We start from the raw sequence: 24,232 nt of genomic DNA, 5'->3' as shown, positions 1-24,232 counted from the left end.
ACTGATGCACCAATTCCTAAATTGAAGCAGAGACTGGGAAAAGGCGCTATCATGAACGCACAAATCACAGACCTTTCGACCAGCGATCTGGACCCGATCGCGCTTCGATCCACCCTTGGGGAATTCGCCACGGGTGTCACGGTCGTCACCACGCTGGGCGATGACAAAGCACCGGTTGGGCTGGCTGCAAACTCATTCACCTCTGTTTCGCTTGATCCGCCGCTGATCCTGTGGAGCCTGTCGCTGAATGCGCCAAGTTTAAGCGCCTTTCGCAGCCATCATGCGTTTTGCGTCAATATCTTATGCCATGAATCCAAGGATTTGGCGTTGCAGTTTGCCCGCCCATCGGATGACAAATTCGCGGGCATCGACTGGGAAGAAGGGTTTGGCGACACACCGGTTCTGAACGCCGCCTCGGCCGTATTGGAATGCGAAACCATTCAGCGTATTCCCGGTGGCGATCACGAAATCTACCTTGGGCAGGTGCGCCGGTTCCGCAAGGCGGAAAAGCCACCGCTGCTGTTTCACAACGGGAAATTCCTGCAGGCCGGAGACCTTTTATGACGACATTTACCGTGGCGGTTGCCGGGTTCGGATGGTGGGGCCAGCATTTTGCGCGGCGGTTAGAGGGGCATCCGTTTATCAAGATTGCCGGAATCGTCGAGCCATTTGAGGGCAATCATGACGCGATCCGGGCGATGGGGTTGGCCGTGTATGACACGCTGGCCGAGGTCACGGCGCTGGACGAGGTCGATGCGGTGATCCTGGCCACCCCAAACCCGCTGCATGAAGAGCAGGTTATTCACTGCGCGCAGGCGGGCAAGCATGTGTTCTGCGAGAAACCCCTTGGGTTGACGGCAGCCAGCGCGCGGCGGTCGGTTCAGGCCTGTCGCGATGCGGGCGTTCAGCTGGGGATTGGTCACGAACGCCGGTTCGAACCCGGAATGCTGGCCCTGAAAGCGGCTATTGATGCGGGCGAGCTGGGAACGCTGATGCATGCCGAGGCAGCGTTCAGCCATGACAAGCTGATTGGTGTGCCCAAGGGCGATTGGCGCACGTCTAAAGCCGTCTCGCCCGCTGCGGGAATGACCGCGATGGGCATCCACCTGACCGATCTGATGATTTCGTTCTTTGGCCCGGTTGAGACGGTACAGGCGATGACCGCCAGCCGGTCTTTGGGCTGGGAAACCGGTGATGTGGTGACCGTGCAACTGGGGTTCGAGGCCGGGATGACCGCGACACTCAGCGCAGTACTGCACACGCCTCATTTCATTCGGATGCATGTGTTTGGCACCGACAAATGGATCGAAGTGCTGAACGATACCCACCCCGATACACCGGGCGGCAAGGTCCGCTATGTGACCTCGGTGACCGGGCAGCCTTTGCAGCACGATGTGTATGACTGGGCCGACGCTGTTTCCGCCAATCTGGAAGCGTTTGCCGCGGCTGCGATGGGCGAGTCTGAGTACCCGTTCACGCTGGATCAGATGGTACACAACATCGAGGTGCTTGAGGCGATTACGATTTCCGCCGAAGACCGCCGAACCGTCTTTATCCGTGATCTGAGGACATAGACGTCTGGCAACAAGGGCGACCGGATGCACGATACACTGGTTTCAACAGACTGGCTGGCCGACCGTTTGACCGCGCCGAACCTGAGGGTTGTGCATGTCGAGTCCAAACGGGTACCGCATCCCCACTGTATCCCCGGCGCGATCCGGTTCTTCTGGAAGGACTTGTGCTGGCACCCGACAGATCGGGAGCTGGTCACCCCTGCTGAACTGGCCGACCGGCTCGGCGTCCGTGGGATATCGGCGGATATGACCTTGGTCCTGACTAGCGAAACCGTGCAATACGCAACCTATGCCTATTGGGCGCTGACATTGGCCGGTCATCAAAACCTCAAGGTTCTGGATGGCAGCCTGACGAAATGGCTGCAGGACAACCCTTTGGAAGAATCTCCGGCGCCCCTGTCGGCGACCGTTGGTTCAGCAGACAATGCAGACATAAATCCGCGCATTGGACGGGACGAGGTGCGCGCCGCGTTAGGCCAGCCGGGCCATTTGATACTGGATGTGCGCAGCCCCGAAGAATACGCGGGTCAGCGGGTCATGCCGCCGCCGGGTTTTGATCATGGGGCCGAGCGGAGCGGACGCATCCCCGGTGCTGTTTCTTTGTATTTCCGCCGCCTTCTGAATGACGACGATACGTTCAGGTCGCTGGACGAATTGTCCGAGCTTTTGCGCATTGTCGGGGTTACGCCCGATGGGGGCGACACGATTATTCTGTATTGCCGTCTGAGCCATCGCGCGACGCTGGTCTGGTTCGCCATGACCCAAATGCTCGGCTATCGAAATGTCCGCGTGTATGACGGGTCGTGGACCGAATGGGGCAGCATTGTCGGGTTCCCGATCGAGGCCTGATTGCGCGAAACGGCGCACACCCGTTGATCTCAGCCCGCATTAATTGGTTGACCTTTTCTTGCGGACGCCCGTCAATCTTTGGATCCACCCAAATCATTTCTCTGTTTTTAAAGTTCATTCTGGACCTGACGGGCAAAATTGTTGCAACATGAAAAAGGTTTAGGAACGCGCGCCGCTTCACGAATGGTCAACCTTTTGGACATTTGATCCAGACCAGGCGCACAGAATGGCAGGCCCAGAGCCCGGAACAAGGGATCGGGACATCTGGCTTAGGCAAGACCGGCGTCGAGGAGGACGCGAACAAAAAGAAGCCCGGACAAAAAGGATCAGACCCGCAAGGCGACGACCCTAAATCGGGACACCTGGCAAGCGCCGAATGACGGTTGCGATGCCATTTCATTTTGGGAGGAACGAATGAAACACCTAGCACTCGCGACGGCCACAAGCCTTGCCATGACAGTCTCGACAGGGGCGGCTCTGGCGGATGATATCACCCTGCGGATCGGATCGGGCCACCCGCCCGGCGTGGTCTATGCCGGTCTGATGATCGACTATTTTCAACCCGAGCTGAAGAAACGGGTCGAGGAACGTACCGATCATACGATCAACTTTGTCGAAGGGTATTCTGGATCGATCGTCAAGGTCACCGAAGTTCTGGAAGGCGTGCAGGACGGCATTCTGGACATCGGCGGCTTCTGCTATTGCTTTGAACCATCGAACCTGCCGCTGCACGCGTTTCAGGTGATGCTGCCGTTTGGCACGATGGACCCAGAAAAATCGCTGAAGATCGCGCAAGAGGTTTATGCCGAGGTGCCGTATCTGACGGATGTGTTCGGCGACAAGTTCAATCAGGTGCTGCTGGCGCGGATTGCGGATGGCGGGTACAATCTGGGTACGTCCTTTGAATGGAGCGATCTGGCAGACCTCAAGGGGCAGAAGATCGCCGGGGCGGGTCTGAACCTGAACTGGCTGAAATATGGCGGCGTATCGCCGGTGCAGTCATCCTTGGCCACCGCCTATACCGAGATGAAGACCAACGTATACGAAGGCTGGATCATGTTCCCGTCAGCTTGGGTGAACCTGAAGCTGTATGAACCCGGCCCCTTCTATACGCTGATCGGGTTTGGGTCGATGACATGGCATGGGCTGACCATTAACCAGGACACCTATAACGAACTGCCGCCCGAGGTTCAGGAGATCCTGCTGGAGGTCGCGGCCGATTACGAACAACAAACCGGCATCGTCAATGCGTCTGAATATGACCGTCTGGTCGAAGAACTGCGCGGCCTGATCACGGTGAACGAAATCTCTCCCGAGGTGCGCAAGGCCTGGGCCGAGTCGCTGGCCGATTGGCCGCAAACTTTGGCTGATGATCTGAACGGACAGGGCTTGCCAGCGACACAGGTGCTGAACCTTGTTCTGGATCGGGCCGAGGCCAATGGCTATGAATGGCCAGTTCGGTACATGATCAAGTAATGGCTTGGGGCGCGCCGACCGGTCTGGCGGCGCGCCCTCCTCATACACTTACGAGGTACGCATGGGCCTGATCCGACTGTCTGACCGGCTGACCAAAATCATGATGGTGTTTGGCGCCATCTGGGCGTTTTTCCTGTGTTTCTTCATTCTGGCCGACATCATCTTCCGCGCGATGAACATCCCCCTGTCCGGCACAAAAGAGATCGTCGCCAATTCGGTTGTGATCATCGTGTTTATGCAGGTCGGGTTTGCCGTGCGATCCGGGTCGATGCTGAGAGCCGATTTTCTGGTCGAGATGTTTCCCGGCTGGGTGCAGAAACTGTTGCTGATCGCCGGTCTGATCCTGGGTGCCGTGTTTTTCTTTTTCCTGCTCAAGGCCGGTATCAAACCCGCGCTTCGCTCGTTCGCCAATGGCGAATTTGACGGCGAAGGGGCGTTGCGGGTGCCGGTCTGGCCGGCGCGATTTGCGATCATCTTTGGCGCAGGTCTGGCGGGCATCAATTATGTCGTGCTGGCTTTGGTCGAGATCTTCGACCTGAAGGTCGAGCGGCTGGACCTGTGATGATCGGAGCCGCCTGTGTTTGACCTGTCCACCGCCGTTCTGATCGTCGGACTGTTGTTCGCGCTGGTTTTGCTGGGCGTGCATGTCGCTGTCGCGCTGGGGGTGACCAGCGCCGTTGGCATCTACATGGTCACCGGCAAGATGCGCATTGTTGAAGCGACGCTGGCGTCAACCTCGGCCGAGGCATTGCGCGATTTCACCTTTGCGGTGATCCCGCTGTTCATGCTGATGGGCGAATTTATGGGGCGTTCCGGGGCAATCACGGACATCTATGTCGCCATCAACAAGGGGTTGAAACGTGTCCCGGCCCGGCTGGCGATTGCCACGGTGCTGGGCAACACGGTGTTTTCCTTTGTGACCGGGGTTTCCATTGCGTCGGCGGCGGCGTTCAGCCGCATCGCGTACCCCGAGATGCGCGCACACAATTATGACCGGGGGTTCGCCTTGGGGGCGATTGCTGGGTCCAGTTGTTTAGGGATGCTGATCCCGCCCTCGGTGCTGATGATCGTCTGGGGGATCCTGACGGAACAATCCATCGGGCGGCTGTTTCTGGCGGGCGTGCTGCCGGGTATCCTGCTGGCGACCATGTTCATCGGCTATATCGTGATCAAGGCCTATGTGAACCCCGATGTCGTCGGCGAAGGGGCCGCACCGGTCGAGACGCCAGCCGAGTTGGACACCACGAAACAGGATTTGCCTGCCGGGCAATTCGCTATTTCACTGTTGGGGGTTGGCGGCATCGTGGCTGCCGTTTTGGGCGGTATCTGGTGGGGGATCTTTACCCCGACGGAAGGGGCTGGTGCCGGGGCGGCTTTGGCGCTGATCCTGGCCATTGCCAAGGGGCTGAACTGGCGCGGCTTTGTCGAGGCGATCTATTCGGTGGGCAAGACCGCCGCGCCGATCCTGATCCTGTTGCTGCTGGCCGCTTTGTACAGCCGGACGCTGGCGATGACCGGCGTCACCACGGCAATCCGAACGTTCTTTCAGGACTCGGGACTGGCCGCGTGGCAGGTTCTGGCGATCATTATTCTGGTCTGGTTCATACTGGGCATGATCATCGATTCAATCTCGATCATGCTGCTGACGGTGCCCATTGTTGAGCCGGTCGCGCTGGCCTTTGGCTTTGATCAGCTCAGCTTTGCCATCGTCGGCATTATCGCAATCGAAGCCGGGCTGCTGACGCCGCCGTTCGGGTTGCTGGTTTATACTGTGAAAGCCTCGATCCAGGATACCGAAGTCGGGGTGCAGCATATTTTCCGCGCGTCCGTGCCCTATTGGGGCATCATGCTGCTGGCGGTGCTTTTGATCGTCTTCATCCCTGCCATCGCCAACTATTTGCCGGATCTGCTGATGTAGCGCCTGCTGACCGACACCACGAAATGTAACGACCAAAAACTGGACAGAACCCGACATGACACGCCCTGATCTTCCGCAACCCGACTATGCCAAGAACATGAAACTTATCGGCTATTCCGATCAGGGCGGGCGGCCCGACGGGGTGCAGCTGATGGTGAACAAGGGCCATGCCATCATCGGTCACATGTTTTCGGATGGCTTCAGCGTCGTCGATTGTCGCGATCCGCGTGACCCCAAACCGGTGGCCTATGTCCCTGCCCCGCACAATACGTGGAACATCCATCTGCAAAGCCATGATGACCTGCTGCTTGTGATCAACGCCAAGAACATGTTCGCGGCGGCTGAGTTCCAGAACGAAGAAGAGTATTACAAGGGCAAGTTGGGCAAAAAGGTCGGAACCGCGGATGTCAGTTCGGCCGGGCGCGACTGGACTGCGGGCATGTCAGTCTATGATATCAAGGATCCGGCCAATCCGCGTCAGATCGGGTTCATGGGGGTCGAAGGGGGCGGCATTCACCGGATCTGGTACACAGGCGGACGTTGGGCCTATGCCTCGGCCCTGTTGGACGGGTTTCTGGATTATATTTTCATCACCATCGACATGTCCGACCCGACCAATCCGAAAGAGGCTGGCCGCTATTGGCTGCCCGGAATGAACATCGCCGCCGGAGAGCAACCAGCGGAAGATCAGGCGCGGGCTGGGCTGCACCATGCCATTGTACATGGCGACACGGCCTATGGTGCCTGGCGCGACGGCGGCATGGTAATCATGGACGTGGCCGACCGCGCCAACCCCGAACTGATCGTGCACCGCAACTGGTCACCGCCCTTTGGCGGTGGAACGCACAACTGCCTGCCGTTGCCTGACCGCGACCTGTTAATCGTCGCCGACGAAGCCGTGCTGGACAAGTGTGCCGACGGCATCAAACACATCTGGGTCTTTGACATTCGCGAACCCTCAAATCCGATCAGCATTTCGACCTTTCCAATCCCGGATGATGCCGATTACGTCAACAAGGGCGCGCATTTCGGGCCACATAACATCCATGAAAACCGCCCCGACGGGTTGGTCAGCGATCAACTCATATTCTCGACCTATCAGAACGCCGGCATCCGGGTGCATGACATCTCAAACGCTTATCAACCCCAAGAGGTGGCGGCCTTTGTTCCGCCTGCGCCTGCGCGCATGATGGATACCCGTCCGAACCGCGACCGGGTCATCCAGTCCTGCGATATCTGGGTATCGAAAGAGGGGCTAGTGTATTGCTCGGACTATAACGCAGGGCTGTATATCCTTGAATACGAGGGATAATTTGCCCGTGCCTTGCGGTTCTGAACTGCGCGGATTGATCGAAACACTGGGAGGAGACGGACAATGAACAGAACAACAAAAGCCAGTCTGGCAACAGCGTTGACCATGCTGGCCGCACCCGTTGCAGCCGCGCCCTGCGTTGAAGTCACACTGACGGGAACGCAAGGCGGACCGCCGGTGTTCATGGGACAGGCAGGGTCCGGCACGCTGGTGCGCTATGGCGATACTGAAACCGGATGCAGCGATGTGTTCTTGCAATTTGACACGGGCCGGGGCACGACCCAGCAGCTGAGCAAGATCGGTGTTCCGGTTGGCAAGCTGAACGCGGTTTTCTTCACGCATATCCATTCGGACCATTCCGAAGGGTTGATCGATATGGCGCAGCTGCGCTGGCATTTTAACTCAAAGGGGCCGAAGCTGGATGTTGTGTGCAGTGCCGATGCGCCCTCGCCCGCCGGACACACGATGAGTTGCAGCAAGTTCACATCCAGCATTGGTGATGCGATGATTGCCTCGGGCGAAATGGCGCAGCGGCTGGCGGAAAACCCCAAACGACTGGCGGGTGGACCTGCGGATCTGTTGAACACGGTGACGTTCACGCCGACGGAACAGGTCGCCAAAGTCTGGGAACAGGGCGATGTCGCCGTGTCGGCCATCCGTTCGACCCATGTGCCGGGCCATGCGTCGTACCGGGTCGATACGCCTGCGGGCAGCGTGGTGATCGGGGGAGATGCCGGCAATGACGCGCGCAAACCGCCGCGCGCCAGTTCAACGTCAGCGCAGGTCGAACTATTGGCTGACGGTGCCGACATTTTGGTACATTCGGTCATTCACCCGGTGATGGGGCCGGATGGCACCAGCGGATTTCCTCCGCCGATCTATTTCCGCCAGAGCACAGCCACGGATCTTGGCGGCTTGTCCCAACGGGCCGGTGTTGGCCATCTGATGCTGACGCACCTGATCCCGCCGATGGGCGCGCCCCGGCAAGGGCCCTATGTCATCGAAGGCGGTGGGCTGAGCGAGGCTGATTACACCGATGCGGTTCAGGCCGGGGGCTTTGAAGGCGACGTGACCGTGGGAACGGATCTTGCGACGCATCGGATCGTTCAGCAGTGACGCGTGACGCGGCGGCCATTGCGACCGCCGCGTTTCAACTTTCCGTCAGAACCCGCCGCACGTTGGCGGCGGCAACTTCGGCAATGCGGCGGTTGGATTCCTGGGTGACGCCCGCGATATGCGGGGTCAGGATCAGGTTGGGCGCATCCTTGAACAGCGCCTGCGCTGTTTCGGTGATCGGTTCGATGTCCAGTGTGTCCAAGGCGGCACCGGCGATTTCCCCTGACTTCAGCGCAGTTGCGCAATCGGCTTCGTTCACGATGCCGCCGCGCGCCGAATTGACAAGGATCGCGCCGGATTTCATCCGTTTGAACGCTGCCGCGTCGATCAGGTCGATCGTCTCAGGCAGTTTCGGGCAATGCAGCGTGACCACATCAGACTCGGCCAGCAATGTGTCCAGATCGACGCGCCGGGCCTGCGACCAGGCTTCGGACTCATCTGGCATCACCGCGTCATAGGCGATGACGTCCATCCCCATGGCCGCCGCCTTGGCCCCGACGATCTGCCCGATGGAGCCGAAACCAACGACGCCCATGGTGCGGCCTGCCAGTTCAACGCCACCTGCGAATTTGGGCCGGTTCCATTCCCCCGCCACCACGTCGGGCGTTGCGTAATAGGCCGGACCGCGCAGCAGGATCATCGCCGTGGTGATGACATACTCGGCAACTGAAACCGCGTTGGCTCCGATTGACGGGCACACATCGACGCCGCGCGCCTTGCAGGCTGCAACGTCGATATTGTCCAGCCCAACCCCCATCCGCGCGACGATTTCCAGCTTGGGGGCGGCGTTCAGCAGGTCTTCATCAACTTGCGTGGCATTGCGGACGATAATCGCGCGGGCCGTCGCCATCTGGGCCAAAAGCTGGTCCCGCTTGCCCCACAAGTCCGGGTCCCAATGCACATCGAAATCGTCGATCAGCCCCTGTGCCGTCGGTTCATCCATGAATTCGCTGATCACGACATCTGCCATGGTCTGTTCCTTTTCGTGAGAGCTGAAAGGCGGTTACAGGAACTCGCGTTCCTTGTTGTAGGGGTGTTCGATCCCATAGCCGTGCACGGCGCGATAGCCGTCATAACGGCGTTCATAGAATTCCAGCACGACCCAGATCGCCAGGAAAACAAAGGGAATGGTGAAGACCAGGGCCGCCAGAACCGGCATCGAATACTGCATCAGGCCAGAGCCGACCGCGCCAAGTGCACAGAACAGGGTGAAGTAGCCTGCGGTCTTGTGATAGGCCTCGAAAATCCGGCGGCGCGTGGTGCGGCTGTAATGATCGCCCTTCCAGGTTTCCGGATCGTTCGGGTCTGCGTTGTTGTAATACTTGCCGCCATGCGTGCCGCGATAGATGCCCGCCACGACCTGAATGACCCCCATCAGAATGGTCAGCAACCCGAAGGTGGCATGGATTGATCCGCTGAACCCTTTGCTGACGATCAGGGCGACAAGCGCCCCGGCGACTGACAGGAATATGGCGGTATAAAGCCCGTATTTATGGGCGCTGAACCACCACCATTCGGGGTGGCGCAAACTGACTTTGCGTTGCAGGCCAAGTTTTGTCGGCTTGGGTTTGCCATAGCGCACGATGGTGATGCAGAGCGGCACAAGAACCACCCAGATACTGACCATCAGGATGGCGTGATAGTTCCAGTGAATTTCGAACGTGCGCCCAAGGAGGCCGAAGTAAACCTCTTCTGGGATGTGGGACATTTTTTCGGCCATCTTCGGTGCCTCCCGGAAGCGTTCGATCGTGTTTGTTGCACACTGGCGTGCTGATTCAGATTATCGATAATCGAGTAAATCGACAAGCGGATGGATGCCAAATTCATAGCTTTTTTTGCACAATCCGACCACTCCCCTGCCCGGGATCAGGCATCTGGCACAAAACCATTGATCTGCAGGCCGTTTACCGCTATTTATTAATCACTGATTATTTTATTCACGGACTAAACATCTTTACTAATAGACTGGAAAACCATTGTATTCTGTCATGTCGCCGACCCACCCCTGCCCTGACGCAATGCCAATGAAGGCTGACCGCGCACGGTCCCTGGATCGAATTATCTCAGAGCGGCTGCATCTGCCGCCCGACGCCACGGTCCGGCTGGGGTTGGTCCGCGCAGCCATGAAACTTGCCGATACCGTAAGCCGCGGTCTGACCGGTCGGCCGCTGTTCGATCTTGCCGGGACACAGACCCTTCTTGAGAACCTGAATGGATTGTCCGGGCGCGCGCTGATTGACCAGACATTGCGCCTGAACGGCGGCACGACGATCACACCGCATGGGTTGGAGAATATCCCGACGACGGGGCCAGTCATCATCGCCTCGACACACCCCACGGGATTGTTCGATTTCATTGCCCATGCCAGCGCGCTGCTGGAGCGGCGGCCGGATCTGAAAGTGGTCGCAAACCAGGAAACGGAAGTGTTTCTGGGCGCCGAGATGATGATCTCGGTGAAGATCAGCAAAAACAACCGCGCTGAAACGGCCAAGGATGTGGTGCGCTTGATGCACGATCATTTGAACGCGGGCGGCGCGATCCTGATCTTTGGGTCAGGCCGGGTGCCCAGCGACGTAAATGGCAGGTTGGTTGAACCCGAATGGCGCAGCGGCACAAGCCGGGTATCAAAAAAATGCGCGGTTCCGGTGGTTCCTGCCGCGCTGAACGCTCGCAACTCGCCGTATTATTACAAGCTCAGATCACTGGCAAAACGTATTCGTCGCGGCGATGACAATTTCGGGGCAATGGTCGGGTCGCTTCGCTATTCTGCCGAGTTGATCGAAAAGCTTGGCGGTCAGTATGACGTGCACTACGGGCCACAAAATCCGCCCGGAACGCCGCCGCAGATTTTGAAAACCAAGGCAGAGCAGCTGGTTCCGGGACTGTACGCAGAATAACCGGCACGCACGCGCGTTGGTCAGGGCCGGTTGTCCAAAACATGCGCGATGGCTTCGTCCCGCGCGCGGATGTCGTGGCCGCTTTCCAATGCATCGACGAGCCTCTGATGAGACTCGGTGACGACCATCAGGTCGGTTTTGTGGCGCGCTACATTTAACATTGTACGGGACTTGACGTTCAGCCCTTCCCACAGGCTGACCAGCGTCACATTGCCGGCCGCCTCCATGATCAGGCGGTGAAAGGTCGTGTTGTGTTCGGAAAACGTTTTGGAGTCGCTTTTGTTGGCGGCCCGGCGCATGTCCGCCATCTTCCTTTCAAGGCTGGATTTCAGCGACACCCCTGTGCGTGCAACCAGTTCGGCGGCGTAACCTTCCAGTTGAGAGCGGACGTCATAGATTTCGCGCAACTCATCATCGCTCAGAATCCGGACCCTTGCCCCGCGGTTATGCGCCGTTTCGACCAACCCCATCGCTTCGAGTTCACGCAATGCTTCGCGCACCGGGGCCTGGCTGGTTTCCATTTCAGACGCGATGCGCAGTTCGACCAGACGATCACCTGGCTTAAGCTCACCCCCGACGATCTGAGACACCAATCGGTCCCGGATCTGGGCGGATAGAGACGAGCGAACAAGTTTTCCGGTCTGCACGAGAATCCTCTTTTTGGACGGCGATGGGATTTCACACCAGTATGTACCGAACAGACCTGATCTTTAAACCGAGAAAGATCAAGAAACAGCAAAGGCGCCCTTTCGAGCGCCCTTGCCTCTTCCCGTTCCATCCCCATGGTCCGAAAATTTATCAGATGTTAGTAGTGGCGCCTGCGCGCTTGCACCATCTTTGCCCAGTCTATCCTGCCGCAGAATTCCCAACAATTTCGGCAAATTTCGAAAAGAATTTGCCCGACAGTTTCTTGGCTGTCCCAAGGATCAGGCGACTGCCCAACTGGGCAATCTTGCCTCCGACATCGGCCTTGGCGGTATAGGCAAGAACCGTCTCATCCCCGTCTTCTGTCAGCGTCACCTCGGCCCCGCCCTTGGCGTATCCGGCAGCGCCGCCCTTGCCTTCGCCGGTCAGCGAAAACCCGTCTGGTGCCTTGGCCGTGTCCAGAGTCACGTTGCCGGCAAACCGGGCTTTGACCGGCCCGATCTTCAGCACAACCTTGGCTTCCAGTTCCTCGGGCGAATGCTGGATAAGCTCTTCACAGCCAGGGATACACTGGCGCAGGATTTCAGGGTCGTTCAGGGCCGCATAGACCGCAGCCTTGGGCGCGGAAATTCGGATTTCGTCACTTAGTTCCATTCGGGTTTTCCTGTTGTCAGCAACATTTCGGGAAGACGCGCAGCGCCAGTTCGGCGGCTTCGGCGTCAGTCAGATCGGGGGTTTCGGGGCGCGCGAACAGGTTCTCAAGCCATTTTCTCATCGTGATCTCCGTTTTGCGTTTGCATGTCCTGGTTTCGCCATTTGACGATTTCGGCAAGGATCGACAGGGCGATCTCTTGCGGATCGACAGCTCCGATATCCAGACCGGCGGGCGATTTCAGGCGGTGAACGCTGGCCTCGGTCAGACCGGACCCGATCAGTTTCGCGCTAAGCACATCGGCCTTGCGGCGACTGGCCACCATCGACACCCGGCGGGCCGGGCTGTCGAGCGCCTGACGCAAAGCGGCCAGATCGCCCTGCCCTTGCGAGGCCACGACGACGAAGTCGCGCGGTTCGATATGGTCGAGCCCCTGTTCGCCCGCCACAACGCGCAAGCCCGTCAGCGTGGCGTGGTCTGTCAAAGCCGTCGCAATCGGGCCGCTGCCGAACACGGCAAGGCGTGGCGCGGGTTGATAGGGTTCGATCAACAAATCAACGGTTCCGCCCGAGGGGCAGCCGCTTTTGAACGTCTGGAACCCGTCAGGATCGTGCATTTCGACGACCTTTTCGGACGGTTTCACCCGGATCATCTGCGGCGCGCCCTGGGCCAGAGCAGTTTCAGCGGCGGCCTTGACCGCGCGCTGGACACACCCGCCGCCCAGATGACCATGGATTTGCCCATCGGTTGTAACGGCCGCCTTGGCCCCGGCCTTGGCCGAGGTCACGTCGGCGGTGCGCAGAACCGTGGCGACACAGAAGGCATCGCCATTCTGGCGCAGCGTGTCGAGGGTATCGAAGATGTCGAAACCGGGCATCGGCTGTCCTTTCAGAGCTTGGCGAATTCGGGTTCAAGCGCGGCGAGCGCCTGAAGCGTGTTTGCGGGAAGATGCGCGTCCAGATGCGGCTCAGCCGCCCGGATCGCGGCGGCCACAGGGGCGTAATCCTGCCAGCCTTTCAGGGGGTTAAGCCAGACGATGCGGCGCGCCTTGCGACGAATGAGGGCCAGAACGTCGCCCAGATCATCCGGGGACGAGGTACAGTACCCATCCGACAGGATCACCACGACGGTGCGCCCGTTCAGCGCCTTTGCGCCATACCCGTCGACAAAGCTGCGCAGGCTGCCTGTGATGTCGGTCCCGCCCCCAAAGCCTTCGGCCATCAGGCTAAGCCGGGCTGCAGCGCGCAGGGTGTCGTGGTCTTGCAAGGCATCCGTTACACGCATCAGGCGGGTGTGAAACAGATAGGCATCGGCCTGAATCCCGCTGCCAACCAGCCCTTTGAGAAACGCAAGAAAAACCCGCGCATAAGCTGTCATCGATCCGCTGACGTCGCAGATCGCCACGATGCGCATCGGGCGTGGTGGTTTGGCTTTGCGGAACAGGTCCATCGGCTCGCCGCCCCGCGCGAGGCTGGCGCGCTGAATGCGGCGCATGTCCAATGCCGGTCCGCGCAACGCCTGTTTGCGACGTCTGGACCGGCGGTCTTTTATGGCGCGTGCGATACGTTCTGCGGCCACTTCGGCCTGACGCAAGCTGTGTTCATCCATCAGTTCGCGCAGGTCGCGGCGGTTGAGGTTGATTGTCCGTGTCGCGATCAAGCGGCCATCGGTGCCCTCGGCGTCCTCGGCTCCGGGATCTGGCGATGCGTCTTCGGGCGCAGCTTCGGCATTGCCGTCGCCTGCATCGGGTTCGAAATGCGGTTGCCACAAGGTCGGGCGCGCGGCTTGCACCTGAACATGGGTCGACACGTTGCCTGCCCGCTGACGCCCGGCATTAAACCAGTAGGCGTCGAACAGATCGTCAAATCGGCGCCAATCTTCGGCGTCCTGCGCCAGAAGACTGCACAGGGCGGCGCGGGCCTGTTCCGGATTTGTGGCGTCGACGGCGGCCAGTGCTTGTAGCGAATCTGCGGTTTCTTGCGGGCCAACCCGCACCCCGTTGCCACGCAGATGCGCGACAAACCCGGACATCCGGTCGGCCATCCCTTCGGCGCGGGCGGGAAAGCGGGTAACCTGCATTACGCCACCTTGCCGATCATGGCATCCAGCACTTGGCGCGGGGCGGCGTCGCGGTCGGCGGCAGTTTTGAGAAGGCAGACCAGCGTGGCCTGAAGCATCTCGGGGTCTTGCGCCATATCGTTCAGGCCAAGGCCCGACAGTGCAGCGGCCCAGTCCAGCATTTCTGCAATACCCGGTACTTTTTCGAGGTCTTCGCGCCGGATCTGTTGCACGACACCGACGATCTGACGGGCAAGTTTTGCCTCCAGCCCCGGCATCCGCGCGTTCAGGATCGCCAGTTCGGTTTCGCGGTCGGGATAATCGAGGAACGCGTAAAGACAGCGACGGCGCAGCGCGTCGGACAGATCGCGCGTGCCGTTGGCCGTCAAGATCACCAACGGGCGCGACGTGGCTTTCAACGTGCCGAGTTCGGGAATGGTGATTTGGAAATCGGACAGAATTTCCAGCAAATAGGCTTCAAATTCTTCATCGGCCCGGTCGATCTCATCAATCAACAGAACCGGAGGTATATCCGCGCTTATCGCCTCAAGCAGTGGGCGGCGCAGCAGATATTTGTCCGAGAACAGTTCATCCTCTCCGGTGCCCGCGCGGATTGCCAAAAGCTGGCGCTGATAGTTCCATTCGTAGATCGCGTGCGACGCGTCGAGCCCTTCGTAACACTGAAGGCGGATCAACTGCGTGTTCTTCATCGCGGCCAGGGCCTTGGCGACCTCGGTCTTGCCAACGCCTGCAGGCCCTTCCAGCAACAGGGGTCGGCCCAGCGTGTCGGCCAGATGCAGGGCCATGGCCAGACGGTCGCCTGCCACATAGCCCTGTCCGGCCAGAGATTTTTGAATGCTCTCAAAACTCACGCAGATATCTCCAACTCGGCTTCGACCTCGATCGCGAAGCCCATGGGCAATCCATGCGTGCCGATGGCAGACCGGGAATGTTTGCCGATCTCGGCCCCGAACACGTCAAGGATGAGGTCGCTGAACCCGTTGATGACAAGGTGCTGTTCCTTGAAACCGGGCGCGGAATTGACCATGCCGAACACACGCATCCAGCCGACAACGCGGTCAAGATCACCGATCTCGGCTTTGACGTTCGCCAGGACAGACAGCGCGATGTCGCGCGATGCGTCATAGCCCTCTTGCGTGGTCATGTCGTCGCCCAAGACCCCAAACGGTCCGCCCATACTGCCATCGGCGTTTGATTTGGGATGGCCCGAAATCATCACGCGCGGGCCACGGACATTCACCAAGCTGAACGGCAAATGCACCGAAGGCGGGATCTGGGTGGCAGCCGGAAGGGTCAGGCCAAGGTCAGCCAGACGGGTTTCGATTTTGGACATCAGACGTCTCCTGTGAGGTTTCGGCCGGGGCAAATCACCCCGGCCAAAGCCATCCTATCACCCATGCAGGCCCAGACCGTTGGCGGTTTTCCAGATCCGCCAATGATCATGCGGCATGTGGGTTTGCGTCAGGCCAAAGGACTTGAACGCATCATGCACAGCATTCGAGAAGCATGGCACACCGCCCACATTGGGGCTTTCGCCCACACCCTTGGCCCCAATCGGGTGATGCGGGCTTGGGGTGGTGGTGTGGTCAGTCTGATAGTTCGGCGTTTCCCAGGCCGTTGGCCAGAAGAAGTCCATCAGCGTGCCGGTTTTCACGTTGCCCATCTCATCATAAGCAATCTCTTGCCCCATCGCGATGGCCAGCGCTTCGGTCAGACCGCCATGCACCTGCCCTTCGATGATCATCGGGTTAATGCGGGTGCCGCAATCGTCCAGCGCATAGAACTGGCGTACCTCGGCCTCACCCGTATCAACGTCGATGTCCAGCACACAGACATAGGCCCCGAAGGGATAGGTCATGTTTGGCGGATCATAGTAGCTGACCGCTTCCAGACCCGGTTCGATGCCCGGGATCGCCTGATTATAGGCGGCAAAGGCGATTTCCTTCATCGTCTTGAACCGCTCGGGTGCGCCTTTGACCACAAAACGATCAATGTCGAATTCAACATCGTCGTCGTGGACCTCAAGCAGATAGGCCGCGATCATCTGCGCTTTGGCGCGGATCTTGCGCCCCGCCATTGCTGTTGCCGCCCCGGCAACCGGAGTGGAGCGTGAGCCATAGGTGCCCAGACCGTAAGGCGCGGTGTCGGTGTCGCCCTCTTCCAGCGTGATGTCATCGGCAGGAATGCCAATTTCGGAGGCGATGATCTGGGCAAAGGTCGTGGCATGCCCCTGCCCCTGACTGATCGTGCCCAGACGTGCGAGCGCCGACCCGGTGGGGTGAATGCGGATTTCGCAGCTGTCGAACATACCCAGCCCAAGAATATCGCAGTTCTTGACCGGCCCTGCCCCGACGATCTCGGTAAAGTGCGTCAGGCCGATCCCCATCAGCTTGCGGGTTTTGCCAGCATTGAAGTCCTCAAGCTGTTGGGCCTGCTCGGCGCGCAGGTCGTCATAGCCGACCGCGTTCATCGCCTTGTCCCATGCGGTGTGATAATCGCCGCTGTCATACTCCCAGCCCAAAGCGGACTGGTACGGGAACTGGTCTTTGCGGATGAAGTTGATCCGGCGCAGTTCAGCCGCGTCCATGTTTAACTTGATCGCAAGAACCTCGATCATGCGTTCGATGAAGTACGCCGCTTCGGTCACGCGGAACGAACAGCGATAGGCCACGCCGCCCGGAGCCTTGTTGGTATAAACACCGTCCACCGCCAGATAGGCCGTCGGAATGTCATACGATCCGGTGCAGATGTTCATGAACCCGGCGGGAAACTTGGTCGGGTCGGCGCAGGCATCAAAGCCGCCGTGATCTGCAGTCGTGTGACACCACAACCCGGTGATCTTGCCCTCGGACGTGGCGGCGATCTTGCCCTGCATCCAGTAATCGCGGGCAAAGGCAGTGGACATCAGGTTCTCCATCCGGTCTTCGATCCACTTGACCGGCTTTCCGGTCACGATGGAGGCCACGACTGAACAGACATAGCCCGGATAGGCACCGACCTTGTTGCCAAACCCGCCGCCGATATCGGGGCTGATGACGCGGATGTTGTGTTCGGCAATGCCGGAAATCAGCGAGACCACGGTCCGGATCGCGTGCGGGGCCTGGAATGTGCCATACAGCGTCAGCTTGCCGGTGACCTTGTCCATCGACGCAACGCAGCCGCAGGTTTCCAGCGGACATGGGTGCGTGCGGTGGTAATACACCATCTCTTCGGCGACCACGTCGGCACCTGCGATGACGGCTTCGGTCGCGTCCTTTTCGCCTGCTTCCCAGGTGAAGATGTGGTTGTGATGTTTGCGCGGGCCATGCGCGCCTTCGGTCTGGCCAGCCAGATCTTCGCGTAGAACCACGTCTGTCTTCAGCGCCTCGAACGGGTCGACGACCACGGGCAGTTCTTCGTATTCCACTTCGACCAGTTCCGCGGCGTCGGCGGCCACGTAGCGGTCATCGGCGACGACGTAGGCGACCTCCTGACCCTGAAACAACACTTTGCCATCCGCCAGAACCATCTGCTTGTCACCGGCCAATGTGGGCATCCAGTGCAGGCCAAGGGGTTCAAGGTCTTCTGCCGTCAGAACCGCAACGACACCAGGGATCGCCAGAGCGGCCTCTTTGTTGACGCTGACCACGCGGGCGTGGGCATAGGGAGAGCGGACGAAATCGCCATACAGCATTCCATCCATCTTGATGTCATCGACGTAATTGCCACGGCCTTGCGTGAACCGGACGTCTTCGACCCGCTTGCGGGACGTGCCCATGCCTTTGAGGTTGGCGGTGCGTTCTGCGGGGGTTTGAACTTCGTCCTTCATTCGGCGGCCTCCTTCTGAGCGTTCAAATGATCGGCCGCGGCCAGGATCGATTTGACGATGTTCTGATACCCGGTGCAGCGGCACAGATTGCCGGCCATGCCAAAGCGGACTTCTTCTTCGCTGGGCGTCGGGTTTTCCTGCAGCAGGCGATGTGCGCGGGTGATCATGCCGGGTGTGCAGAACCCGCACTGAAGGCCGTGATGCTCGCGGAACATTTCCTGAATGACGCCGAGTGTGCCATCTTCGTTCACCAGCCCTTCAACCGTGGTCACATCTGCCCCGTTGGCTTGAGCCACAAAAACGGTGCAGGATTTAACCGACTTGCCGTCGATGTCGACGGTACAGGCACCGCAATGGCTGGTTTCGCACCCGATATGGGGGCCGGTGATTTTCAGATCTTCCCGCAGGAAATGGATCAGAAGCGTGCGCGGCTCGGCAAGGGCTTCGACCTCTTTACCGTTCACCGTCATTTTCACATGCATTTTGCTCATGTGCGTTGTCCTCCCTTTACGACGCGCGCGATGCGGCGCGGTCGATGGCACGGCGCAGAATGACGCCCGCCACGTGTTTCTTGAAATCGACGGGTCCACGGTTGTCAGACACCGGATCGATCACATCGATGGCGGCGGCGACAGCGGCTGCGCGTGCAGCCTCGTCCAGTGACGTGCCCACCAGCGCTGCAGCAGCGGCTTCGGCCCAGATCGGCGTGTCGGCAAGGTTCGTCATCGCAATCGAGGCCGATGCACAGGTGCCGCCGTCCATCGTGATCAGAACAGCCGAGGCTGCGGTGGCATAGTCGCCAATCTTGCGCTTCTGCTTTTCATAGGCGTAGCCAGTCCCGGCAGATGGCACCGGGATGTGGATCCGGGTCAGGATTTCTTCGTCATCGCGAGCGGTAAAATACGCTGCCTCATAGAAGTCGCGCGCCGCCACGGTGCGGCTGCCATCTGCGCCGGCCAGTTCGAACTGGGCGTCAAGGCATTGCATCAGGCCCGGCATATCGTTGCCCGGATCGCCATTGGCGACATTGCCACCGACCGTGCCGACATAGCGCACCTGCGGATCAGCGATTTGAAGCGCAGCTTCGCGGATCAACGGAATGGCGGCGGCAAGACCCTCATGGGTGATCATCTCGTGCTGCGTGACCATCGCGCCCAGAACGGCGGTGTCTGCGCCGACTTGAATGCCTTTCATCTCGCCAATGTCCTGAAGATCGACCAGGTGTGCGAGGTCTGCCATACGCAGCTTCATCATCGGGATCAGGCTGTGCCCACCCGCAACGACGCGTGCCTCGTCACCATGTTGTTTCAAGATGGATATCGCCGACGCCACGTCGGCGGGTCGATGGTACTCGAACCCGGCTGGTATCATTTTTGAATGTCCTCCCTTGGGGCCGCTTGTGGCGGTTTACCTCGGCCAAGGGTGCCATGCGGATCATAGCATGCCAGACCGCTTAAACGAGCCTCGCAGCTCGTTTCACGAAATGCGAATTACGCGCACGAGTTGCGATCATAGTCCAAGGGCGTCGCGCACATCGGCCATGCGCGAGCGGCTGACCGGCACCTTGGGCAAGGACGGGGTGCTGTCGAAAAAGCAGGTGCCGTTGTCTTTGTTGCGCTCGAACCCGGATACGAAATGCGGGTTGATCAGGTAACTGCGATGGCAGCGCAGAAAGCCCAGCGGTATCAAACGGCTGTCAGCTTCGGTGATCGACCAGGGGCAGAACAGCTTTTCCTCGCCTACGTAGAGCAACGTGTAATGCCCTTCAGCCCGCAGGGCTGCGACGGCGCTGTGATCGGCAAAAAAGGTCTGCCCTTCCCGCTCATACGGGATGCCTGCGGCAGTCGCGGCAACAGGCGTCGGCTCTGGATCTGTGGCTGGAACCGGAGGGGGCGTTGGCGTTTCAGCGGCGGGATCCGCGCCGATGAATGTGATCCCGGTGAGAAGGAAGGCCGAGCAAATCAGAAAGACCGAGATCGTGACCCCCATCGCCAGCGTCTGGTTGCCGAGTGCCGGGCCACTGGCCCCGGCAACATCGCTGGCCTCAAACGCAGTCAAACCGATGGCGACAAAATGCATGGTGACAACGGCCACGCCGAAACACAGCGTCCCCAGTATGATGTTGCGGTGGGTGCGTTCATCATAGGCGACCCAGATCGCCAGCACCGACAGGATCACCGAAGCCAACATCGACACCACGACCTGCGTGAAGCCATAAACCGGGCGGCACAACTGCATACCAGCCATGCCGATATAATGCATCGCCACGATCCCCAGCCCGACAATCACACCTGACCCAATGATGGTGCCGGGGGTGCGGGGTCGGAAGTGCAGCACCAGCAATGCCAGCCCGACCATCAGGATCGCCACCAGGGCCGACATCAGTGTGATAAGCGCGTCATAATAGAACAGGATCGGCAGTTGCAGGCCCAGCATCGCAACAAAGTGCATCGACCAGATGCCACCGCCCAGAATGATCGCGGCCAATGCCACGACGATCTTGCGGTTGCGTTCATTCAGCGCCGACGCGCCACGGGTGATCGACAGGCCTGTAAAGCCCGCCATCAAGGCAACTGCCAGCGACGCCGCCACCAGCCACCCGTTATGGGTATACTCCAACACTTCAGATCGTCTCCCCTTGGCGGCGAGTCGTAGCAAAGGATCAGGTATCGCGCAAACCTGCAGACGCACAGGGACGGATTTGTTTGCGATCAGCCGGGCCCGACAAAGTCAGATCAGGTGAACAACCCGGCGTAAGTGTCTCGCAATACGTTCTTTTGCACCTTGCCCATCGTGTTGCGCGGCAGCGCATCGACGATCACGACATGCTTGGGTTGCTTGAACCGGGCAAGATCGCCCGAGACGCCGTCAGATATCTGCCCGGCAGTCACGTCAGCGCCTTTGTCGGGAACAACCACGGCCACCACAGCCTCCCCAAAATCCGGATGCGCAACACCAATCACCGCGCTTTCGGTCACGCCAGGCAGGTCGTCGACCAGCAGCTCGACCTCTTTGGGATAGACGTTATAGCCGCCGGTAATGATCAGATCCTTGCCGCGCCCGACAATATGGACATAGCCGTCTTCGTCGATCTTGCCGAGGTCACCGGTAATGAAAAACCCGTCTTCGCGCAGCTCTTCGGCGGTTTTCTCGGGCATCTGCCAGTATCCGGCAAACACATTGGGGCCGCGCACTTCGATCACGCCGATGTCGCCTTGCGGCAGGGTTTTTCCGGTGTCAGGATCGGTCACTTTCAATTCGACCCCCGGCAGCGGGAAACCCACAGTGCCAGCGCGCCGGTCACCGTCATAGGGGTTCGAGGTGTTCATGTTGGTTTCGGTCATGCCATAGCGTTCAAGGATCGCATGGCCTGTCACTGCGCGCCACGTTTCGTGGGTTTCCGACAACAACGGGGCCGAGCCAGACACGAACAGCCGCATGTTTTGCGCGGCTTCGGCCAGCCCGTCGGCCTCAAGCAGCCGGACATAAAAGGTAGGAACGCCCATCAATGCGGTGGCTTGGGGCATGTATCCGAGAATCGCGTCGGCATCAAATCCGGCCATGAAGATACAGGATGCGCCCGCCATCAGAGTGATATTGGTGGCGACAAACAAACCATGCGTGTGAAAGATAGGCAGCGCGTGGATCAGCACATCATCGCGGGTAAACTGCCAGTACTCTTTCAGGGTTTGCGAGTTCGATGCCAATGCCGCGTGAGTCAGCATCGCGCCTTTCGAACGCCCTGTTGTCCCCGAGGTGTATAGAATCGCCGCCAGATCATCGGCTGCGCGGGGCACGGGGGGGAACCCGGGGGATTGCGCGTCGCGCCGGTCAGTCAGGCTGCCGGTTTCATCCGATGCGATGGTCAGGATCTCGGACACACCGCACGCGCGCGCGATGGGGGCAAGGCTGTCTTGCCGGGCGGGGTCGCAAACCAATACCCGGGGCGTTGCATCGCCGAGGAAATACTCAAGCTCTGTCGCGGTATAGGCGGTGTTGAGCGGCAGAAACACGCCCCCCGCCATGACGGTGCCGACATAAAGTTCAAGCATCGCCTGGGTCTTGGGGGCCTGAACAGCGACGCGGTCGCCGGGGGTCAGACCTGCCGCTGTCAGAACGGCGGCCATCTTTTCGGCATTGGCGAAGAACTGTCCATAGGTGACGACTTCCCCGGTCTGGTGGTTGCGCAGAAACGGGCTGTCATCCGCCCCAACGCTGGCATTGCGCAGGCGGGCGGCAAGATAGTTCGCGTCGTACATCGGGGTGTCCTTGTTGATCTTCAGCCGGGGCCAGCGCACCGGTTAGGCCGGTCTTCAGAGATGGGTTACATTCGGGTCAATAGGCCCAAGCGGGCCGCCCACCGCGACTTCTACCGCACGGGCCGCCGCAAGCAAGCCCGCCTCGCCGCGCGGTTTCCCGATCAGTTGCAATCCGACAGGCAACCCACGCGGCCCCAGCCCCACAGGCACCGAGATCGCGGGCAACCCGGTCGTTGTGGCAAGGAAGGCAAATCTAAGCCAATCCATGTATCCGATCAGGGTTTGGCCACCGATTTCATGGACCCATTCTTCGGATTGGGGATGCGGCATACAGCCCACGGTTGGACAGGCCAGCACGTCGAAGGTGTCAAACAAGCCCATCATATTGTTAAAGATCGCCGTCCGGTTCAGGTTGGCATCCGTGATATCATCGACAGTCAGCGACTGCCCGAAAGCAGTGTTGTCAGCCAGCGTTTTCTTGAAATGGCTTTGGATGTCGGCTGGCAACCGTCGCGCTGCCGTCGCCCAGATCAGACCGCGCAAGGTATGATAGGTTGTCTCAAGTCCTTCGATATCCGGGCAAGTTTCTTCGACCTCCGCCCCTTCTTTATTCAGCAATTTCATAGCACTTGCGAGGTGATCTTTGACTTCCATATCAACCGGCGACAGCCCGTTCAGATCGGGCGCATACGCGATACGCAGCTTTCCGTCCGCCTGATCGACCGCCGTTTGAAACGGGGTTGTGGGTTCGGGGTAAGAGATAGGAAAACGCGGCTCAAACCCGGCCATCGCATCCATGAACAAGGCACAATCGCGGACGCTGCGGGCCATCGGGCCCTGGACGCCTTCGATCATGAACCCGTTGTCTTTGGAGCCCCCACCGCACCGCCCGGGGCTAGGCCGCAATCCGACGATGCCGCAGAAGGCCGCCGGTGTGCGCAGGCTGCCGCCATGGTCAGACCCATGGCTTAGCCAGACTTCGCCCGCAGCCAGCGATGCCGCTGCTCCGCCCGACGATCCGCCTGCATTCAACGTGGTGTCCCATGGGTTCAGGGTTGCGCCGAAAACCTCGTTATAAGTGTTCCCTCCGGCCCCGAATTCTGGCGTGTTGGTCTTGCCGACTACCACGCCGCCGCGCGCCTCTAAACGCTCAACCAGCGGATCGCTTTCGGTCGGGATGAAATCGGCAAAGCCAGCCGTGCCAAAGGTCGTGCGCACGCCTTTGACCGGGGTCAGGTCCTTGATGGCAATTGGCAACCCCGCTAACCAGCCCGGATTGGCGGCCTGCGGCGACCCCGCGTCGGGAAGTGACGCATAGGCCCGGTCGCGGCACACCGTTGGGATCGCATTGATCGCCGGTTCCACGGCGTCCATGCGGGCAAATGCGGCATCCAGCAAATCGGTCGGCGTAACCTCGCCCCGTTTCAGAAGGTCGACCACCTCATGCGCCTCTTTGCGGCACAGGTCAGGGCCTGTGAAACCGGGTGCTGGTGGTGTCCCGTCAGTCTTGGCAGATGTCATTATGGCCCCCATGATCGTATCGCCCTGGCAACACGGGCGCGCTGGTCGCGGGGCATCATGTGCATGATCTTCACGCGCCAGGTTTGCCAACAGAGACCTATGAACAATTATTATAATTCTTATTTT

At 59.7% G+C, this 24,232-nt stretch carries 23 protein-coding genes; 9 read left to right on the top strand and 14 right to left on the bottom strand.

From position 1 onward, the window contains the following. The first annotated feature begins 51 nt into the window (after nt 1-51). The 8 genes from FOY56_RS06260 (at nt 52) to FOY56_RS06225 (ending at nt 8,245) form a co-directional block, all read left to right on the top strand. The gene (locus tag FOY56_RS06260) at nt 52-564 is read left to right on the top strand and encodes a flavin reductase family protein (protein ID WP_146344957.1); all 513 of its coding nucleotides are present in this window, start codon (nt 52-54) and stop codon (nt 562-564) included. Then, nucleotides 561-1,574, top strand: a complete 1,014-nt coding sequence (locus tag FOY56_RS06255; RefSeq protein WP_146344956.1) for a Gfo/Idh/MocA family protein — start codon at nt 561-563, stop codon at nt 1,572-1,574. The genes FOY56_RS06260 and FOY56_RS06255 overlap by 4 nt, the downstream gene beginning before the upstream one ends. Before the next feature lie 24 nt (nt 1,575-1,598). Further along, nucleotides 1,599-2,423, top strand: a complete 825-nt coding sequence (locus FOY56_RS06250) for a sulfurtransferase (RefSeq protein ID WP_146344955.1) — start codon at nt 1,599-1,601, stop codon at nt 2,421-2,423. A 414-nt stretch (nt 2,424-2,837) separates the two neighbouring features. Then, complete coding sequence (locus tag FOY56_RS06245; RefSeq protein WP_146344954.1) at nt 2,838-3,899, top strand: C4-dicarboxylate TRAP transporter substrate-binding protein; 1,062 nt, start codon at nt 2,838-2,840, stop codon at nt 3,897-3,899. A 61-nt stretch (nt 3,900-3,960) separates the two neighbouring features. After that, a complete protein-coding gene (locus FOY56_RS06240; RefSeq protein WP_146344953.1) occupies nt 3,961-4,461 on the top strand; it encodes a TRAP transporter small permease in 501 nt (166 codons plus the stop codon). A 15-nt stretch (nt 4,462-4,476) separates the two neighbouring features. Then, on the top strand, nt 4,477-5,817 hold the full coding sequence (locus FOY56_RS06235; protein WP_146344952.1) for a TRAP transporter large permease: 1,341 nt from the start codon (nt 4,477-4,479) through the stop codon (nt 5,815-5,817). A gap of 55 nt (nt 5,818-5,872) precedes the next feature. Further along, the gene (locus FOY56_RS06230; RefSeq protein ID WP_146344951.1) at nt 5,873-7,129 is read left to right on the top strand and encodes an LVIVD repeat-containing protein; all 1,257 of its coding nucleotides are present in this window, start codon (nt 5,873-5,875) and stop codon (nt 7,127-7,129) included. A 63-nt stretch (nt 7,130-7,192) separates the two neighbouring features. Further along, complete coding sequence (locus FOY56_RS06225) at nt 7,193-8,245, top strand: MBL fold metallo-hydrolase (RefSeq protein WP_146344950.1); 1,053 nt, start codon at nt 7,193-7,195, stop codon at nt 8,243-8,245. Between the two features lie 34 nt (nt 8,246-8,279). On the opposite strand, the gene FOY56_RS06220 is transcribed toward FOY56_RS06225, so the two are convergent. Beyond that, on the bottom strand, nt 8,280-9,215 hold the full coding sequence (locus FOY56_RS06220) for a hydroxyacid dehydrogenase (RefSeq protein WP_146344949.1): 936 nt from the start codon (nt 9,213-9,215) through the stop codon (nt 8,280-8,282). Nucleotides 9,216-9,248: 33 nt separating this feature from the next. Continuing rightward, nucleotides 9,249-9,953, bottom strand: coding sequence for a cytochrome b561 domain-containing protein (locus FOY56_RS06215; protein ID WP_146344948.1), 705 nt, complete (start codon nt 9,951-9,953; stop codon nt 9,249-9,251). Between the two features lie 316 nt (nt 9,954-10,269). Between FOY56_RS06215 and FOY56_RS06210 the strand changes: the two genes are divergently transcribed. Then, nucleotides 10,270-11,142, top strand: a complete 873-nt coding sequence (locus FOY56_RS06210) for a 1-acyl-sn-glycerol-3-phosphate acyltransferase (RefSeq protein ID WP_186766259.1) — start codon at nt 10,270-10,272, stop codon at nt 11,140-11,142. A 20-nt stretch (nt 11,143-11,162) separates the two neighbouring features. Here FOY56_RS06210 and FOY56_RS06205 read toward each other — a convergent pair whose 3' ends face one another. The 12 genes from FOY56_RS06205 to FOY56_RS06150 all read right to left on the bottom strand — a co-directional run bounded on the left by FOY56_RS06205 (nt 11,163) and on the right by FOY56_RS06150 (nt 24,106). Continuing rightward, entirely contained in the window at nt 11,163-11,789 is a 627-nt protein-coding gene (locus tag FOY56_RS06205) for a GntR family transcriptional regulator (protein WP_281288797.1), read from the bottom strand. A 199-nt stretch (nt 11,790-11,988) separates the two neighbouring features. Further along, entirely contained in the window at nt 11,989-12,441 is a 453-nt protein-coding gene (locus FOY56_RS06200) for an SRPBCC family protein (protein WP_146344945.1), read from the bottom strand. Nucleotides 12,442-12,545: 104 nt separating this feature from the next. Next, nucleotides 12,546-13,316 (bottom strand): XdhC family protein, encoded by a 771-nt coding sequence (locus FOY56_RS06195; protein ID WP_146344944.1) that lies wholly within the window; start codon nt 13,314-13,316, stop codon nt 12,546-12,548. An 11-nt stretch (nt 13,317-13,327) separates the two neighbouring features. Next, a complete protein-coding gene (locus FOY56_RS06190; RefSeq protein WP_146344943.1) occupies nt 13,328-14,518 on the bottom strand; it encodes a vWA domain-containing protein in 1,191 nt (396 codons plus the stop codon). Then, complete coding sequence (locus FOY56_RS06185) at nt 14,518-15,369, bottom strand: AAA family ATPase (protein ID WP_146344942.1); 852 nt, start codon at nt 15,367-15,369, stop codon at nt 14,518-14,520. Before FOY56_RS06185 ends, FOY56_RS06190 begins: the two co-directional genes overlap by 1 nt. Then, entirely contained in the window at nt 15,366-15,851 is a 486-nt protein-coding gene (locus tag FOY56_RS06180; RefSeq protein WP_146344941.1) for a RidA family protein, read from the bottom strand. The genes FOY56_RS06185 and FOY56_RS06180 overlap by 4 nt, the downstream gene beginning before the upstream one ends. A 57-nt stretch (nt 15,852-15,908) precedes the next feature. Next, the gene (locus FOY56_RS06175; protein WP_146344940.1) at nt 15,909-18,326 is read right to left on the bottom strand and encodes an aerobic carbon-monoxide dehydrogenase large subunit; all 2,418 of its coding nucleotides are present in this window, start codon (nt 18,324-18,326) and stop codon (nt 15,909-15,911) included. Continuing rightward, the gene (locus FOY56_RS06170) at nt 18,323-18,817 is read right to left on the bottom strand and encodes a (2Fe-2S)-binding protein (protein ID WP_146344939.1); all 495 of its coding nucleotides are present in this window, start codon (nt 18,815-18,817) and stop codon (nt 18,323-18,325) included. Before FOY56_RS06170 ends, FOY56_RS06175 begins: the two co-directional genes overlap by 4 nt. 16 nt (nt 18,818-18,833) lie before the next feature. Then, nucleotides 18,834-19,697, bottom strand: coding sequence for an FAD binding domain-containing protein (locus FOY56_RS06165; RefSeq protein WP_146344938.1), 864 nt, complete (start codon nt 19,695-19,697; stop codon nt 18,834-18,836). Between the two features lie 138 nt (nt 19,698-19,835). Then, on the bottom strand, nt 19,836-20,948 hold the full coding sequence (locus tag FOY56_RS06160; RefSeq protein ID WP_146344937.1) for an MHYT domain-containing protein: 1,113 nt from the start codon (nt 20,946-20,948) through the stop codon (nt 19,836-19,838). 113 nt (nt 20,949-21,061) lie between these two features. Beyond that, a complete protein-coding gene (locus FOY56_RS06155; protein WP_146344936.1) occupies nt 21,062-22,585 on the bottom strand; it encodes a malonate--CoA ligase in 1,524 nt (507 codons plus the stop codon). A 54-nt stretch (nt 22,586-22,639) separates the two neighbouring features. Then, nucleotides 22,640-24,106 carry an amidase gene (locus FOY56_RS06150; RefSeq protein ID WP_146344935.1) on the bottom strand — a complete coding sequence of 489 codons (1,467 nt, stop codon included), beginning with the start codon at nt 24,104-24,106 and terminating at the stop codon, nt 22,640-22,642. Nucleotides 24,107-24,232: the final 126 nt, after the last annotated feature.

It is taken from the genome of Falsiphaeobacter marinintestinus (genome assembly GCF_007923355.1).
In the GTDB taxonomy this organism is placed as follows: domain Bacteria; phylum Pseudomonadota; class Alphaproteobacteria; order Rhodobacterales; family Rhodobacteraceae; genus Phaeobacter_A; species Phaeobacter_A marinintestinus.
The sequence above is the reverse complement of the archived record's forward strand: the minus strand, read 5'-3'. Positions and strand labels throughout refer to the sequence as shown.